This is a genomic window from Frondihabitans sp. OV104 (genome assembly GCF_057787745.1).
In genome coordinates this window covers 3,124,881-3,139,826 of sequence record NZ_CM173541.1, presented here as the reverse complement: position 1 = coordinate 3,139,826, position 14,946 = coordinate 3,124,881, and the positions used below count along the sequence as shown (strand labels likewise).

The window sequence follows — 14,946 nt, the reverse complement described above, 5'->3', positions numbered from 1 at the left end:
ATCTATCCGGTGAGTAAAGCTTCAGACGCCTCGATATCCGACGCAGCTCGGGCCGGCCGTGCCGGTTCCGGCGGTGTCAGCTTCGATGCGACCACTCCCCTTGCTCGCGAGATCGCCGACCTCACACGTCGGCGTGAGGCCATCAAAGACGATCCACTCCCGGTCCCATCCAAGACGCGTGTCATCACGGTGTCGAACCAGAAGGGCGGCGTGGGCAAGACCACCACGACGGTCAACCTCGCGGCCGGTCTTGCTCGTGGCGGAGCGCGCGTCCTGGTGATCGATCTCGATCCGCAGGGCAACGCCTCCACCGCCCTCGGCGTCGAGCACCGAGCGGAGACGGCCAGCGTGTACGACGTCGTCGTCGGAGAATCCGCAATCGTCGATGTGATCCAGAAGAGCCCCGAGTTCGCCGAACTGTACTGCGTCCCGTCCACGATTCACCTTGCCGGCGCCGAGATCGAGTTGGTCTCCCTGGTGGCTCGCGAGCAGCGACTCCGCACAGCTCTCGAGAACTTCCTTACAGAGACAGAGCGAGAGAACCGCCGCTTCGACTACGTCTTCGTGGACTGCCCGCCGTCGCTGGGGCTCCTGACGATCAACGCCTTCGTCGCTGCGCAGGAGGTCCTGATTCCGATTCAGTGCGAGTACTACGCACTGGAGGGTCTGAGCCAGCTCCTGCGCAACATCCAGCTGATCGAGAAGCATCTGAATCCGGTGCTCACCGTGTCGAGCATTCTGCTCACCATGTACGACGGACGCACTAACCTGTCTCAGCAGGTCGCTGCTGACGTTCGGGAGCACTTCCCCAAAGAGGTCTTCACGACCATGATCCCCCGGTCGGTGCGGATCAGCGAGGCGCCCGGCTACGGGCAGTCCGTGATCAGCTACGACCCCAGTTCCCCAGGCTCGCTCTCGTACCTCGAGGCCGCGTCCGAGCTCGCACACCGAGGAGTACCCCGCTGATGGCAACGAAGAGAACCGGACTCGGCCGCGGAATCGGCGCGCTCATCCCCGTCGCCGACGAGACGCAGGGCCGCCCCGTCGACGTCTTCTTCCCCATGCGCGAGCAGACCGCCGACGACCTCATCGCTGTTCCCGGCGCCCGCCTCGCGAGTCTGAACCCGCTCGACATCGTCCCGAACGCGCAGCAGCCTCGTACCGAGTTCCGCGAAGAAGAGTTGCAGGAACTCGTCGCCTCCATCCGCGAAGTCGGCGTCCTCCAGCCCATCGTCGTCCGCCCGCTCAAGCACCCTCAGGCGGGTGGTCCGCAGTACGAGCTGATCATGGGCGAGCGCCGTCTGCGTGCGACGAAGCAGCTCGGCCTCGCTACCGTCCCAGCCATCGTCAAGGACACCGCCGACGAGTCGATGCTCCGGGATGCCCTCTTGGAGAACCTCCACCGCGCTCAGCTGAACCCCCTGGAAGAGGCTTCGGCATACCAGCAGCTCCTCTCCGACTTCGGCATCACCCAGGAGGCACTCGCTGATCGCATCGGTCGGAGCCGCCCGCAGATCACCAACACGATCCGCCTGCTCCGCCTCCCCTCCCCCGTCCAGCGACGGGTGGCCTCGGGTGTCCTCTCGGCCGGTCACGCCCGGGCGATTCTGTCGGTCGGCGACGCCGCCGGTATGGAACGTCTTGCTGACAAGATCGTCAACGAAGACCTGAGCGTCCGCGCGGCCGAGGCCGCTGCTGCCGGGCTCACCGTGAAGCCGAAGCGCCCGCAGCCGCAGACCGGTGCGACGCAGGGACACCTGATCGAGGTGGCTGACAAGCTCGGCGATCGGCTCGACACCCGTGTCAAGGTGGTGCTGGGCGCGCGCAAGGGCTCGATCACGATTGACTTCGCTTCAGTTGGCGACCTGAACCGCATCTTGGGCGAGCTCGGGCAGGATCCGTTCGGGGTCTAGGTCGGCAGCACGTCCTTTTCGGAGCGCATCGTTTCACGTGAAACGGTGCGTTTCGTGGTTCTGGGGGGTTGGCGGGTGGAGCCTGCCGGGCGGGTTCTGCGATCACCGAGGCCCGAGTGGACGGCGGTGCGTCTATTTCCGTGTTTCACGTGAAACTGCTGACCCGCGGCCCGAATTCACGGCAGCGAGTTGGTTGTTTCACGTGAAACAGAGTCATTGGGCGTGGGGCGTCTAGTCAATGGGTCTGGGCTCGGCGAGTACGGCACGGTGCCTGCGGAGAGTGGGCTGTCGACAGCGGGTATACGGAGCGACTGGGGTGAACTCGACGGGCCGAGGTGGGCGGGCCGAGGTGAGGGGCGGCGGGAGCGCCACGGTGGCCCGATGCAGGTGCGAACTGAAGGGATTGGAGTCGACGTGAAGCGGGTTAGGGCTCTTTGTCGAACGATGGCTCGCGCGTGGTGCGGATTCGCGGTTCAACCCCAGGCTGCCGGGAGCGTGTGGGGTGGTCGTGCCCCGACGGTATGCGTGGTCGGCGGGCGGGGCGAGCGCCGTGAATGGACATAAGCGGTCTCAACGCCAGACACCCCGCATAGCGGTACTCGGAGCTTACGATTGCGCATGCCGAACCTCGTACCGATCCTCAGGTAAGGACGCCGCGCACGCTCAGGAGGAGATAACGCTCTGGGCGCACGGCCCACAAGGAACGGTGGCGGACAGTGCGCCGCCTACAAGGGCGCCGACCTCGCGTGTCCTTGTGAGGCCCCAGTCGCAACGCGGGCCAGCGCGATCCTTAGCTGAGGACGGAGTGCACGTCCACGAGGAGACGAGGCTCTGGGCGCACGGCCCACAAGGAACGGTGGCGGACAGTGCGCCGCCTACAAGGGCGCCGACCTCGCGTGTCCTTGTGAGGCCCCAGTCGCAACGCGGGCCAGCGCGATCCTTAGCTGAGGACGGAGTGCACGTCCACGAGGAGACGAGGCTCTGGGCGCACGGCCCCCAAGGAAGTGCGGTGGAGAGTGCGCCGCCTACAAGGACGCCGACCTCGCGTGTCCTTGTGAGGCCCCCGTCGCAGCGCGGGCCAGCCCAATCCTTAGGTAAGGACGGAGTGCATGCTCACGAGGAAGAGCGCTCTCGAGTGCGCGTGCCACAAGGATCGCCGCCGTGAATGGCACACGCCACAAGGACGTCTACCCCGCACATCCTTGCCAATCTCAGAGCCATCGCGCCCCCGCACCTCACGCCCTGTGGTCAGCGATCGCCTTCTGCGCCAGCTCCGCGTATACCCAGCCCAGGTCGTACCCGGCGGCCTCGAGCGCCAGCGGCACGAGCGACGTCTCGGTCAGCCCGGGCAGCACGTTGACCTCGAGGAACCACGGGGTTCCGGCCGCGTCGACAATGAGGTCGACGCGTGACAGGTGACGCAGGCCGAGCGCCTCATGCGCCGCCACAGCAGCGGCGGCGGCCGCCGCGGCGACCTCCTCCGAGAGACGAGCAGGTGTGAAGAACCGGGTCTCCCCCGCGTTGTAGCGCGCTTCGAATCCGTAGAATCCCGAACGAGGAACAATTTCGACGGCAGGCAGGGCCACTGGGCCATCGCCAGTGTCGAGAACCCCGACGGCGATCTCGGTTCCGACGATCTTCTGCTCGATGATGACGTCTTCGCAGTAGGTGTAGGCGTCCACCATGGCGCGGGGCAGGCCGGCCACGTCGTCGACAACCGTGACACCCTGCGCGGAACCACCGCGGGCGGGCTTCACGACGACAGGGACTGGGTGCTCCTCGCCGATCGCTTCGAGCACGCTCGCCGCGCCGAGCTCACGGAACGAGTCGTGCGACAGGGTGATGCTCCGCGGCGTTCGGACCCCGGCCCGAGCGACGAGCGCCTTGGCTGTCGGCTTGTCCCATGCGAGTCGCGCGGCTGTTGCGCGTGACCCGACGAAGGGAATGTCGACCGCCTCGAGGAGTCCGCGCAGGGCGCCGTCTTCACCGCTCGCTCCGTGCAGCGCCGGCCACACGACGTCGGGCCGAGTCGTCTGAAGGTGTCCGAGAAGCGACGCGTCGGGGTCGCGCAGCTCGACCTTCACGCCGTGGGCGATGAGGCTGTCGGCGACGCGTCGACCCGATCGGAGCGAGACGTCGCGTTCGTGGCTGATTCCGCCCGCGAGGACGGTCACTGTGCGAATCGAGGCGGGAATGAGGGGCGTGGTCATGCGAAGAGTGCCTTCATTTCGGTTCTGAGCCTTTGTTCGGTGAAGAAGTCCAGATCAGAGGGTGGTTCAGAGAGTGTTCGGAGGCGGGTTTCCGACGCCGGATCGAGTCGGGATCGACTGCGTCATGCTCGCACTGCCGAAAGTGCGCAGAAGGTCGATCTCGCCGTTGATGACGGTCGCGAGTCGGCTCACTCCGAGCCGGATCGACTCCGGTGTCGGGTAGCAGAACGACAGCCGGATGTTCGACCGACCCTGGCCGTCCGAGAAGAACGCTGTGCCGGGCGTGTAGGCGACGAGCTCCTTCACCGCGCGAGGCAGCATCGCCTTCGAGTCCAGCTCGTCGGGCAGCGTGACCCAGACGAAGAAGCCGCCATCGGGTCTCGTCCACGTCAGCGAGGGCAGGTACTCCCCCAGCGCGGACAGCATCGCATCGCGTCGCTCCGAGTAGATTCCCCGGAAGGTATCGATCTGCCCCTTCCAGTCGGTCTGGTCGAGGTATTCGGTGATGACGTACTGGCCGAACGAGTTCGGCGCGAGAGTCGCGCTCTCGTTGGCGAGGATGAGCTTCTCTCGGATGGCGTGGGGTGCCAAGGCCCATCCGACTCGGAAGCCCGGGGCGAGTGTCTTCGAGAACGAGCCCAGGTAGATAACGCCCTCGTCGTCGACGGAGCGCATCGCCTGCGGTGCCGGCTGATCGAAGTAGAGGAGGCCGTACGGGTTGTCCTCGAGCACGAGGATTCCGTGCGATCGGCAGATGTCGAGGATCTCGAGGCGACGCGCCCAGGTCAGCGTGACCCCGGCCGGGTTGTGGAAGTTCGGAATCGTGTACAGGAACTTGATCGGGCGACCGGCGGCCTCGAGAGCGACGATGGTCTCTCGCAGCGACTCCGGCACGAGGCCCTCGTCGTCCATCGCGACGTGCACCACGTCGGCCTGATACGCACGGAACACCCCGAGCGCGCCGACGTAGCTGGGCGACTCGGCGAGCACGACGTCGCCAGGGTTGATGAACAGGCGCGTCACGAGGTCGAGGGCCTGCTGCGAGCCGGTCGTCACGACGACGTTGTCGGCGCTCCCCCGGATGCCCTCGAGCGCCATGATCTGCATGATGTGCTCGCGGATCGCCGGTGTGCCCTGCCCCGAGCCGTACTGCAGCGCCATCGGGCCGTTGTCGTGCATGACCTTCTCGATGGAGCCGAGCACCATCTCCTTCGGCAGCGCCGACACGTACGGCATCCCACCGGCCAGAGACACGACCTCGGGGCGCGAGGCGACGGCGAACAGGGCTCGCACCTCGGAGGCGCTGAGGCCTGCCGTGCGGTCTGCGTAGCTGTCGTACCACGGATCGAGGTTGGTGCCCTGGTTGGTCATGGAGTGCCCTGTCTGTGTGGGGGTTTCGGTTAAGAATACGGGTCGGGGTGAGAGCGCCGAGTCGTTCGGAAGTCGCCTGTTAACAGAAGAAAGCCCGCCCAGCGTGGTTGCTGGGCGGGCTCTCATCGCGGTTGGCTACGCGAGGAAGTCCGCCAGGTCGGCCTCGAGGGCCGGCTTGGGCTTGGCGCCGATGATGGTCTTGGCGACCTCACCCGACTTGAAGACCTTCATCGCCGGGATCGACGTGATCTGGTACTTCATGGCCATCTGGGGGTTGTCGTCGACGTTGAGCTTGACGATCTTAATCTTGCCGGCGTGCTCTTCGGCGATCTGGTCGAGGATGGGCGAGACGGCGCGGCATGGGCCACACCACTCGGCCCAGAAGTCGACGAGGATCGTCTCGTCGGAGTTGAGGACGTCCTGCTCGAAGCTGGCGTCGGTCACTGCGGTTGCGTTGCTCATGGGGTTCCCCTTTCGTGGAGAAGTCGAATTCTGGAGGTGCAGGAACTAGGCGGAGGCGGTGACGGGCTCGGCAGGCGCCGCGCCCTGGGCCTGGTCGAGAACGGCCTTGTCGAGGCCGGCGAGGTAGTGCTCGGCGTCGAGGGCTGCGACGGTGCCCGAACCGGCAGCCGTGATGGCCTGACGGTAGGTGATGTCGATGACGTCGCCAGCGGCGAACACGCCCTTGAGGTTGGTCTTCGACGAGCGGCCCTCGACGGCGATGGTGCCGTCGGAGGTCAGGTCGAGCTGGTTGTGGACGAGGTGCACGCGCGGGTCGTTGCCGATCGCGATGAACAGGCCCTCGAGGTCCAGGTGCGACTCGGTGCCGTCGACGGTGTCGGTCAGCGTGACGCCGGCCGCCTTCTCGTCGCCGGTGACGGCGGTGACCGTCTTGTTCCAGAGGAACTCGATCTTCTCGTTGTCGAAAGCGCGGTCCTGCATGATCTTCGACGCGCGGAGGGTGTCGCCGCGGTGGATGACATAGACCTTGGTGGCGAAGCGCGTGAGGAAGGTGGCCTCCTCCATGGCGGAGTCGCCACCGCCCACGACCGCGATCTCCTTCTGCTTGAAGAAGAAGCCGTCGCACGTGGCGCACCACGAGACACCGCGGCCCGAGAGGCGCTCTTCGCCTTCGACGCCGAGCTTGCGGTAGGCGGAGCCCGTCGCGAAGATCACCGTGAGTGCCTCTTCGACCGCGCCCGAACCGAGCGTGACCTTCTTGATGTCGCCGCTGAGGTCGAGCTCGACGACGTCGTCGAGGAGAACCTCGGCGCCGAACTTCTCGGCCTGCTCCTGCATCTTGAACATGAGCTCGGGGCCCTGAAGACCTTCGGGGAAGCCCGGGAAGTTCTCGATCTCGGTGGTCTTCATGAGCTCGCCGCCGGCTTCGACGGAGCTGGCGACCACGAGGGGCGCGAGACCGGCACGACCGGCGTAGATCGCAGCGGTGTAACCGGCGGGGCCGGAACCGATGATGATGACCTGACGCATTGCGACCTTTCGATTGGGGTGGCGACCGTGTGTCCGGTTGCCTGTGCGGTGAAACACAGCCTAGCTTCCGCGTATTCCGTGTGCCCCGGGGCTCTCAGGTGCCGGTAAGGGACGCAGGAACTCGGGGTACGCGCCTACGAGCGCCGCAGGCGACGGAGCACCGGCTTCGTCATCGCCGAGAGCTCGGGTATCCGTGCCACCGTCAGCAGCCCGAGATACACCGCCGCCATGACCAGTCCGGCGATGATCACCGTGAGAATGGCCGGAATGCGGCCGGAGAGGCCGAAGCCGCCTGGGTGGTAACCCCCCAGCCCAGTCACGACGAGAACGCCCACGACCCCGGCGATCACCGAGAAGACGAGGTACTGGATGTGGCGCCGAGCGACCCAGCGTCCGTCGAGCCCGCCGATTCGACGGTGCACGAGAACGAGAGCGACGACCGCCTGGGTGCTGCCCGCCACAGAGGTCGTGATCGCCACAGCCACGGCGATGTGATCGGCCGGCACGACCGCCGAGCAGAGGAGGGCGCCCGCGACGAAGACACCCGACTGGACCAGCTGCATGAAGAAGACGGTGCGCTGCTCGTGGAAGGCGAAGAACACCCGCTGCAGCACGAACAGCATGCTGAAGAGGATCAGCCCCGGCAGGTAGGCCAGGATCACGTGGGCCATCGCCGCGACGTAGTCGTAGCGCGACTCGTAGAAGCGCGCGAACGGGTAGGCCACGACCGACAGCGCGACTGCGGCGAAGACGATGAACATGCCGATGGTGCGGAGCGACGACGACAGGTTGTTGCGAACAGCGCGGAGGTCGCCGCGATCGGCGTCGGCGGTCATGGAGGTGAAGTAGGCAGTCGCGATCGAGACGGTGATGATTCCGTGCGGGAGCATGAAGATCAGCCACGCGTTCGACAGCACGGCACTCGAGGCGCCCGTGCCGATGGTCGCCACGTTGCTCTGCACGATGCCGGCGAGCTGCGTGACGAGGATCAGCGCGAACATCCAGGCGGCGGCCTTGCCCGTCGCGCCGAGGCCGACGCCTCGCCACGTGAAGTCGGGCTTGAACGTGAGGCCGGCCCGGCGCCAGAACAGCAGGAGGAACGCGGCCTGGGCCGCCACTCCCAGCGTCGCGGTTCCGGCGAGCACGACGATGCGGCCGGGCGTCCAGTCCGCGACCAGGCTGTTCTCGCCCGCTCCCCCGAACAGCACCATGAAGACGACGAGGCCGAGGATCGAGACGACGTTGTTGAGCACCGGGGCCCAGGTGAACGGCCCGAAGATCTGTCTCGCGTTGAGCACCTCGCTCAGCAGCGAGTAGATGGCGTAGAAGAAGATCTGCGGTAGGCACCAGTAAGCGAACGCGGTCGCCAGGGCTATGGCCTCCGGCGAGAAACCCGCCTTGCCGGTGTCGGATTGGTGCGCGTAGAGGTTGACGAGGAACGGCGCCGCCAGGGTTCCGATCAGTGTCACCACCAGGAAGACGGTCGTGCCGAGCGTGACGATCTTGTTGATGTACCGCTGACCGCCGTCGGGGCCCTTGGCCGCCTTCACGATCTGCGGCACGAGCACGGCGCTCAGCAGGCCTCCCGCCACCAGGGCGTAGATGTTGTTCGGCAGCTGGTTCGACACTGTGAACGCGTCGGCCGCGCGGCTCCCGGTCTGGCCGATGGCTGCGGCGAGCACAGCCGTCTTGGCGAAGCCGAGCACGCGCGAGACGATCGTGCCGCCCGCGAGCAGCGCGCTGGCGCGTCCGAGGCTGCGAGCCTTCATGACCGGAGCCGACTGCGCCGCAGGAACTCCGGAGACCGCGCCGGGCTCGGGGTTCTCGGCGCCGACCGGGTCGAGCGCGCTCACGTGCCGGCCGCCGGGTCGGGCGTCGTCGCGTCGTCGCCCTCGTCGCCCGACTTGCCTCGGCGACGTCGGCGGATGCTCCGGTAGATGCCGCCGCCGAACAGCAGGACGACGGCAGCGGCGAAGATGGCCGTGATGACGGTCTCCCACCCGGCGCGTACGTTGATGGCGACTTCGGAGGGCGTCGACACGGTGACGCCGTCTTTCGTGGCGAGCGACAGCGTCAGCATGACCTTGCCGTTCGCGACCGACTGCACCGGCACGGTGACGCGGGTCTGCGAGTCGGGCTGGATGGTCACGGCGATGGCCTTCTGCTGGACGCTGAGGTAGTAGTTCGACGGCTGCACCCGCAGGTAGACGGTCGCCGCCGAGGCGGTGTCGTTGCGGACGAAGATCGGCAGCGAGGAGCGGTCGCCGAGGATGTTCACGTCGCTGCTCTGGACGACGCCGATCTGGCTCCGGATGCGGTCGACCTGGGCGCGGACCTTCGCCACCTCGGAAGCGAGCCCGCTCGGGTTGTCGCTCCACGCCGTACCCGAGAGCGCGAGCACCCGCAGGCGCTCCTTGGCGGTCACGGTCGACGGGGTCTTGAGGGCGGTGGAGAACCTCTGCAGGTCGTCCTGGGCCTCCACGAGCGGCTCGAGAGCCGAGACGCGCGATGCGGAGGCCTTCTTGGCGGCGAGGGTGGCGTCGCTCGACGTCGCCGACGCGGCCGCGGAGAAGCGCACCGTCGAGACCCAGTTCATCGTGGCCAGGGCGTCGAGCGTCTCGTCGAGTCGCGATCCCGTGGTCGCCCAGTTGCGTCCGAGCGTGGCGAACAGCGTGCGGGCGTCGCTCGGGCGCTCGTGGGTGAGAGTGGCCAGCTCGGCCGACAGCTGGGCGACGTCGCTTCGCCACTCCGAGACGCTGCCGGCCGAGACGGCGTCGCGCATCATGGACGAGATCTCGGCGTCGGAGACGACGGTCTTATAGGAGGACACGTCGATGGCGGCGTTCTCGGTCGTGTCGGACGACGTGCTGACGTTGCTGCTCGACAGGACCGTGGTCTTCACGCCCGACGACTTGAAGACCGGAAGGTCGCCCGACGCCACCGTCCCCTCCAGCGGCCAGGCCACATCGCTCTCGGTGTAGGCGAAGGCGAGCAGCGACTCCGTCGTCGGCACGGTCGAGGTCGGGGGCACCGACGTCGGCGTCCCGGTCGGGGCCTCCGTCGCCGGTGCGGTCGCGTCGGCAGGCGGTGTCTGGCCGGCGCCGGTCGTGTCGTCGGTCGCGACGTACGAGTCGGGCTCGGCGGCCTCCTGGGCGGCGATCGCGTCAGTGAAGTCGATCGGCTTCTGGAGAGTCGTGGCACCGGCCTGGCGCATCGCCGAGATGTCGGAGTCGCCGTAGGAGAGGGAGAACGTCTCGTTCGTCGCCGTCTCCAGACGGCGGAGCCAGGTGATCGACGAAGGCGGGGCGACGTTGCCGAGGATCCGGATGGAGGCGAGGATCATCGGGTCGATGCCGATAGCGACGTCGCGGTTGCGGACGGCGTCGAGTTCCTGCGTCAGGACGCCGTTCTCGGACGTGTAGCTCGCCAGGGCCTCGCTCGAGATCAGGCCGCTGGTCGACTCGGGCACGGTGAGAGGCACGGCCACGGCCAGCCGGGTCGCCTGGAAGCTGTCGTTCGGGTACCAGACGACGCTCGAGTGGGCCTCGGTGAGAGCGGCGCCGCCCGAGCTGTAGCGGACGCCGAACGCCTTGGCCCCCCAGTCGTAGCCGTTCAGGGAGAGCGTCTCGGAGGAGAGGTCGATCGTGACCGCCGAGGAGGTGGCGCCGGCGTCGATGGAGGGGACCGCGACGCTCGTCATGAACGAGCCGAGGGCGTCGCTCGTGTCGCTCGCCGAGCGGTCGAACCAGGCGTCGATCTGGTCGCGGCTCGAGAAGGTGGCCCGGTCGAGGAAGACCTGGGCGGTGCCGGCGTCGAGATCGGCGTCGGTGCCGTTGTGCACGGTCACCGTCGCCTTCAGGCCGTCGCCGTCGCGGATGACCCCGCTCGCCCGAGGCGACACCGACACCGTCACGGTTCCGTCGGCCGCGGCGGCAGTCGCAGGCAGGACCGGCAGGCCGACCCCGAGGGCGGCGACGGCGAGGGCTGCGACAGCGAGCGCGGAAAGGATTCTCATGAGGGCGTTAGCGAGTCTAGGGAAAGAGTCCAGAGAAGACTGGGCGAAGCGCCCGGCCTGTGGACAACTCGGCGGGAGGCCCGCTGTGGCAAGCTTGACCGTCATGGAATCTGTCGCGGGAGCTCTCGAGAGGCTCGACACGCTCGCCTCGACCGGGCCGGTCGACAGGCTGGCGCGAGCCTTCAAGGCCGCCGGCCACGAGCTCGCCTTGGTCGGCGGTCCGGTCCGCGACGCCTTCCTCGGCCGAGCGGTGAACGACTTCGACTTCACGACCTCGGCCCTCCCCGATGAGATCCTCGCCATCGTCGAGCCGATCTCGGACGCCACCTGGGACGTCGGCCGCGCCTTCGGCACGATCGCCGCCCGCATCCAGGGCGAGACCGTCGAGATCACCACCTACCGCAGCGACGTCTACGACGGCGAGACCCGCAAGCCCGAGGTCGAGTTCGGCGACTCGCTCGAGGGCGACCTCGTGCGGCGCGACTTCACCGTGAACGCGATGGCGCTCCGCCTGCCCGAGCGCGTGCTCGTCGATCCGTCGGGGGGCGTGGAGCACCTGCTGGCGAAGTCGCTTGAGACGCCCGGGACGCCGGAGGACAGCTTCCGCGACGACCCGCTCCGGATGATGCGGGCGGCGCGCTTCACGGCGCAGCTCGGCTTCACCGTGTCGGAGGCCGTGTTCGCCGCCATGGTCGATCGCGCCCGGACGCTCGAGATCGTGTCGGTGGAGCGCGTCAACGACGAGCTCTCGAAGCTGCTGAAGTCGGACGACCCCGTTCCTGGTGTCCGGCTTCTGGTCGACACCGGCATCGCGGCGCTGATCCTGCCGGAGCTGCCGGCCATGATGCTCGAGCGCGACGAGCACCACCACCACAAAGACGTCTTCGAGCACAGCCTCACCGTGCTCGAGCAGGCGATCGGCTATGAGAAGGAGCGCCACCCGGGCACTCCCCCTGACCTGACCCTGCGCATCGCCGCGCTGCTGCACGACATCGGCAAGCCGGCGACGCGCCGGCTCGAGGCCGGCGGAGTGGTCACCTTCCACCACCACGACGTGGTCGGCGCCAAGCTCGCGAAGAAGCGGCTGAAGGCCCTGCGCTTCGACAACGACACGATCGGCGCGGTCTACCGGCTGATCGAGCTGCACCTCCGCTTCTTCGGCTACACCGACGGCGAATGGACCGACTCGGCCGTGCGCCGCTACGTCCGCGACGCTGGAGACCAGCTGGAGCGCCTGCACATGCTCACCCGCGCCGACGTCACCACGCGCAACCGCCGCAAGGCCGACCGGCTCGGGTTCGCCTACGACGACCTCGAGCAGCGCATCGCCGTCCTGCGCGAGCAGGAGGAGCTCGACTCGATGCGTCCCGACCTCGACGGCGACCAGATCCAGTCGATCCTCGGCATCAAGCCGTCGCGCGAGGTCGGCGAGGCGTACCGGTTCCTGCTCGAGCTGCGGACGGAAGAGGGGCCCCTCGGCGAGGAGGAGGCCACCCGGCGCCTGCTGGGCTGGTGGACGCAGCGCTGACCCGGTAGGCTGTCAAGGTTGCTTGGAGTGGCCGCAGTTCCTGCGCGCTCACTGCACTGCACGATGCCACTACCCTCCTGCCACAGAAATACTGTGGCCGTTAAGTCCGAAGGAGGTGGGTTAGACATGCATCAGTACGAATTGATGGTGATCCTTGACCCCGAGATCGATGAGCGCACTGTCGCTCCGAGCTTGGACAAGTTCCTCAACGTCATCCGCAACGACGGTGGATCGATCGACAACGTCGACATCTGGGGCCGTCGTCGCTTGGCCTACGAGATCGCGAAGAAGAACGAGGGCATCTACGCCGTCGTGAACCTGACCGCGAACCCCGACGCCACCAAGGAGCTCGACCGTCAGCTCGGTCTCTCGGAGGCCGTTCTGCGCACGAAGGTCCTTCGCGCCGAAGAGGGCATCGAGATGGTCGCCAAGGCCAAGAAGCTCGCCGACGAGAAGGCCGCCCGCAAGGCTGCCGCTCCGGCGAAGGCTCCCGCCGCCGCTGCCCCCGCCGCTTCGAGCGCGGAGTAGCCCGTGGCCGGCGAAACCGTCATCACCGTCGTGGGCAACCTGACCTCCGACCCCGAGCTGCGTTATACGCAGAACGGGCTCGCGGTCGCGAACTTCACGATCGCGTCGACCCCCCGCACGTTCGACCGCGCGTCGAACGAGTGGAAGGACGGCGAGGCGCTGTTCTTGCGCGCCAGCGTGTGGCGTGAGTTCGCCGAGCACGTTGCCGCCTCGCTGACGAAGGGCTCCCGCGTCATGGCGCAGGGGCGCCTGAAGCAGCGCTCGTACGAGACCAAAGAGGGCGAGAAGCGCACCTCGATGGAGCTCGAGATCGACGAGATCGGCCCCTCGCTCCGCTACGCCACCGCCCAGGTGACCCGCGCATCGTCGTCTCGCGACGGCGGCGGATCCTTCGGCGGCAACGGCGGCGGCCAGAGCCGTCAGCCTGTCGGCGGCGGCAACGGCGGCGGTCAGGCCGACGAGCCGTGGGGTCAGCCCGCGCAGACCGGTGGGGGCTCAGCGGGTTCGTCCGGCTCCGGCTCCTCCGGCGACGTGTGGAACACCCCCGGCGGCGGCACCTACAACGACGAGACGCCTTTCTGAGTTCGTCGTTCGGGGGCACCCGCTCCTGATCTCTCATTTTCTTCATTACTGAAAGCAGAATCCAATGGCTGGAAAGAGCAGCGGCGACCGCCGCAAGCCCCTCCGCGGAAAGGGCGGCAAGAACGCCGCTCCCGCGAAGGCGATCCGCGTCGGCGTCATCGACTACAAAGACGTCGCGACCCTTCGCAAGTTCATCTCCGAGCGCGGAAAGATCCGTGCTCGCCGCATCACCGGCGTCTCTGTCCAGGAGCAGCGCCTCATCGCCCGTGCCGTGAAGAACGCCCGTGAGATGGCGCTCCTCCCCTACGCCGGCTCCGGCCGCTGATCCGCTAGGGAGTAGCGAATGTCTAAGGTAATCCTCATCCACGAGGTCTCCGGCCTCGGTTCGGCCGGCGACGTCGTCGACGTCAAGAACGGCTACGCACGCAACTACCTGGTTCCCCAGGGATTCGGTGTCGTGTGGACCCGCGGTGGCGAGAAGCAGGTCGAGTCGATCAAGGCCGCCCGCGCTTCGCGTGAGCTCAAGACGATCGAGGAGGCGAAAGACATGAAGGCCCGCCTCGAGGCCGTCAAGATCACGCTTCCCGTCAAGACCGGCACGGGCGGGCGCCTCTTCGGCTCCGTCAAGCCGGCCGATGTCGCCGCTGCCGTCTCGGCTCAGGGCGTCGGCACGATCGACAAGCGCAAGGTCGAGATCCCCAACGCCATCAAGCTGACCGGTGAGCACGAAGCCACCATCCGTCTGCGCGAAGACGTCGTGGCCACGATCGCCCTTCAGGTGGTCGCTGCCAAGTAGCACCCGTTCGATAGCGGCGCATGCATTTGCATGTGCCGCTATCGGCGTTTAAGGGGTACCGCGTGTCCGCAGAAGTGCTGTCTCGTACCGGCTCGGGGGACACCGTGTCAAGCGTTTTGTGCACAGGTGCGTCACGAATCATCAACCTTCAACCCTCGATTCAAGTTACTTTTCACACAGTGGGTGTGGAAACAGAAACACCTGGTCAGAGGGCGTGTGCGGGCCAAAGAAAGTTTGTTCTCCACAGGACTGTCCACAGTTGTCCCCAGGTTGACCCGGCGTTTCTCCCAGATTCTCCACACCGTTATCCACAGGCCTGTTTGGAGCGACGGGGGTCAAGTCCCTAGTGTGTGACAGCGCCCTCAACCAGGCGCGGAATCGTCGGATCACGCACCACCCGAAGGGTGCTCACCGCGATGTTCCCGCGCGCTTTTCTCACCCGGTCTCGGCGTTGCTGCCAGCCCTCCGACGATGGTGTCGGAGGGTGGCGGTAGACCAAGAGCACGCAGCAT

13 protein-coding genes are annotated in these 14,946 nt (G+C 67.1%); 7 read left to right on the top strand and 6 right to left on the bottom strand.

What is annotated here, in order from left to right; genetic code table 11:
• Nucleotides 1–33: 33 nt before the first annotated feature.
• Nucleotides 34–966, top strand: a complete 933-nt coding sequence (locus AC3CBB_RS14730) for a ParA family protein (protein ID WP_123507096.1) — start codon at nt 34–36, stop codon at nt 964–966.
• Nucleotides 966–1,913 (top strand): ParB/RepB/Spo0J family partition protein, encoded by a 948-nt coding sequence (locus AC3CBB_RS14725; RefSeq protein WP_488625180.1) that lies wholly within the window; start codon nt 966–968, stop codon nt 1,911–1,913. The genes AC3CBB_RS14730 and AC3CBB_RS14725 overlap by 1 nt, the downstream gene beginning before the upstream one ends.
• Nucleotides 1,914–3,148: 1,235 nt before the next feature.
• On the opposite strand, the gene AC3CBB_RS14720 is transcribed toward AC3CBB_RS14725, so the two are convergent.
• From AC3CBB_RS14720 to AC3CBB_RS14695, 6 genes are all read right to left on the bottom strand, one after another.
• Nucleotides 3,149–4,123: a D-alanine--D-alanine ligase family protein gene (locus tag AC3CBB_RS14720; protein ID WP_488625179.1), complete on the bottom strand. Its 975-nt coding sequence runs from the start codon at nt 4,121–4,123 to the stop codon at nt 3,149–3,151.
• Between the two features lie 66 nt (nt 4,124–4,189).
• Entirely contained in the window at nt 4,190–5,494 is a 1,305-nt protein-coding gene (locus AC3CBB_RS14715) for an aminotransferase-like domain-containing protein (RefSeq protein ID WP_488625178.1), read from the bottom strand.
• A gap of 135 nt (nt 5,495–5,629) precedes the next feature.
• Nucleotides 5,630–5,956 carry a thioredoxin gene (gene trxA, locus AC3CBB_RS14710; protein WP_123506643.1) on the bottom strand — a complete coding sequence of 109 codons (327 nt, stop codon included), beginning with the start codon at nt 5,954–5,956 and terminating at the stop codon, nt 5,630–5,632.
• A 45-nt stretch (nt 5,957–6,001) separates the two neighbouring features.
• A complete protein-coding gene (gene trxB, locus AC3CBB_RS14705) occupies nt 6,002–6,985 on the bottom strand; it encodes a thioredoxin-disulfide reductase (protein ID WP_488625177.1) in 984 nt (327 codons plus the stop codon).
• A 134-nt stretch (nt 6,986–7,119) separates the two neighbouring features.
• Nucleotides 7,120–8,838: a murein biosynthesis integral membrane protein MurJ gene (murJ, locus tag AC3CBB_RS14700; protein ID WP_488625176.1), complete on the bottom strand. Its 1,719-nt coding sequence runs from the start codon at nt 8,836–8,838 to the stop codon at nt 7,120–7,122.
• Nucleotides 8,835–11,000 (bottom strand): DUF6049 family protein, encoded by a 2,166-nt coding sequence (locus tag AC3CBB_RS14695; protein WP_488625175.1) that lies wholly within the window; start codon nt 10,998–11,000, stop codon nt 8,835–8,837. Before AC3CBB_RS14695 ends, murJ begins: the two co-directional genes overlap by 4 nt.
• A gap of 103 nt (nt 11,001–11,103) precedes the next feature.
• Between AC3CBB_RS14695 and AC3CBB_RS14690 the strand changes: the two genes are divergently transcribed.
• From AC3CBB_RS14690 to rplI, 5 genes are all read left to right on the top strand, one after another.
• Nucleotides 11,104–12,528, top strand: coding sequence for a CCA tRNA nucleotidyltransferase (locus tag AC3CBB_RS14690; RefSeq protein WP_488625174.1), 1,425 nt, complete (start codon nt 11,104–11,106; stop codon nt 12,526–12,528).
• 126 nt (nt 12,529–12,654) lie between these two features.
• Nucleotides 12,655–13,056: a 30S ribosomal protein S6 gene (rpsF, locus tag AC3CBB_RS14685; protein ID WP_123506639.1), complete on the top strand. Its 402-nt coding sequence runs from the start codon at nt 12,655–12,657 to the stop codon at nt 13,054–13,056.
• Between the two features lie 3 nt (nt 13,057–13,059).
• Nucleotides 13,060–13,638: a single-stranded DNA-binding protein gene (locus tag AC3CBB_RS14680; protein ID WP_123506638.1), complete on the top strand. Its 579-nt coding sequence runs from the start codon at nt 13,060–13,062 to the stop codon at nt 13,636–13,638.
• Between the two features lie 64 nt (nt 13,639–13,702).
• Entirely contained in the window at nt 13,703–13,963 is a 261-nt protein-coding gene (gene rpsR, locus AC3CBB_RS14675) for a 30S ribosomal protein S18 (RefSeq protein WP_055964231.1), read from the top strand.
• An 18-nt stretch (nt 13,964–13,981) separates the two neighbouring features.
• Nucleotides 13,982–14,434, top strand: coding sequence for a 50S ribosomal protein L9 (gene rplI, locus AC3CBB_RS14670; RefSeq protein ID WP_123506637.1), 453 nt, complete (start codon nt 13,982–13,984; stop codon nt 14,432–14,434).
• Nucleotides 14,435–14,946 lie beyond the last annotated feature (512 nt).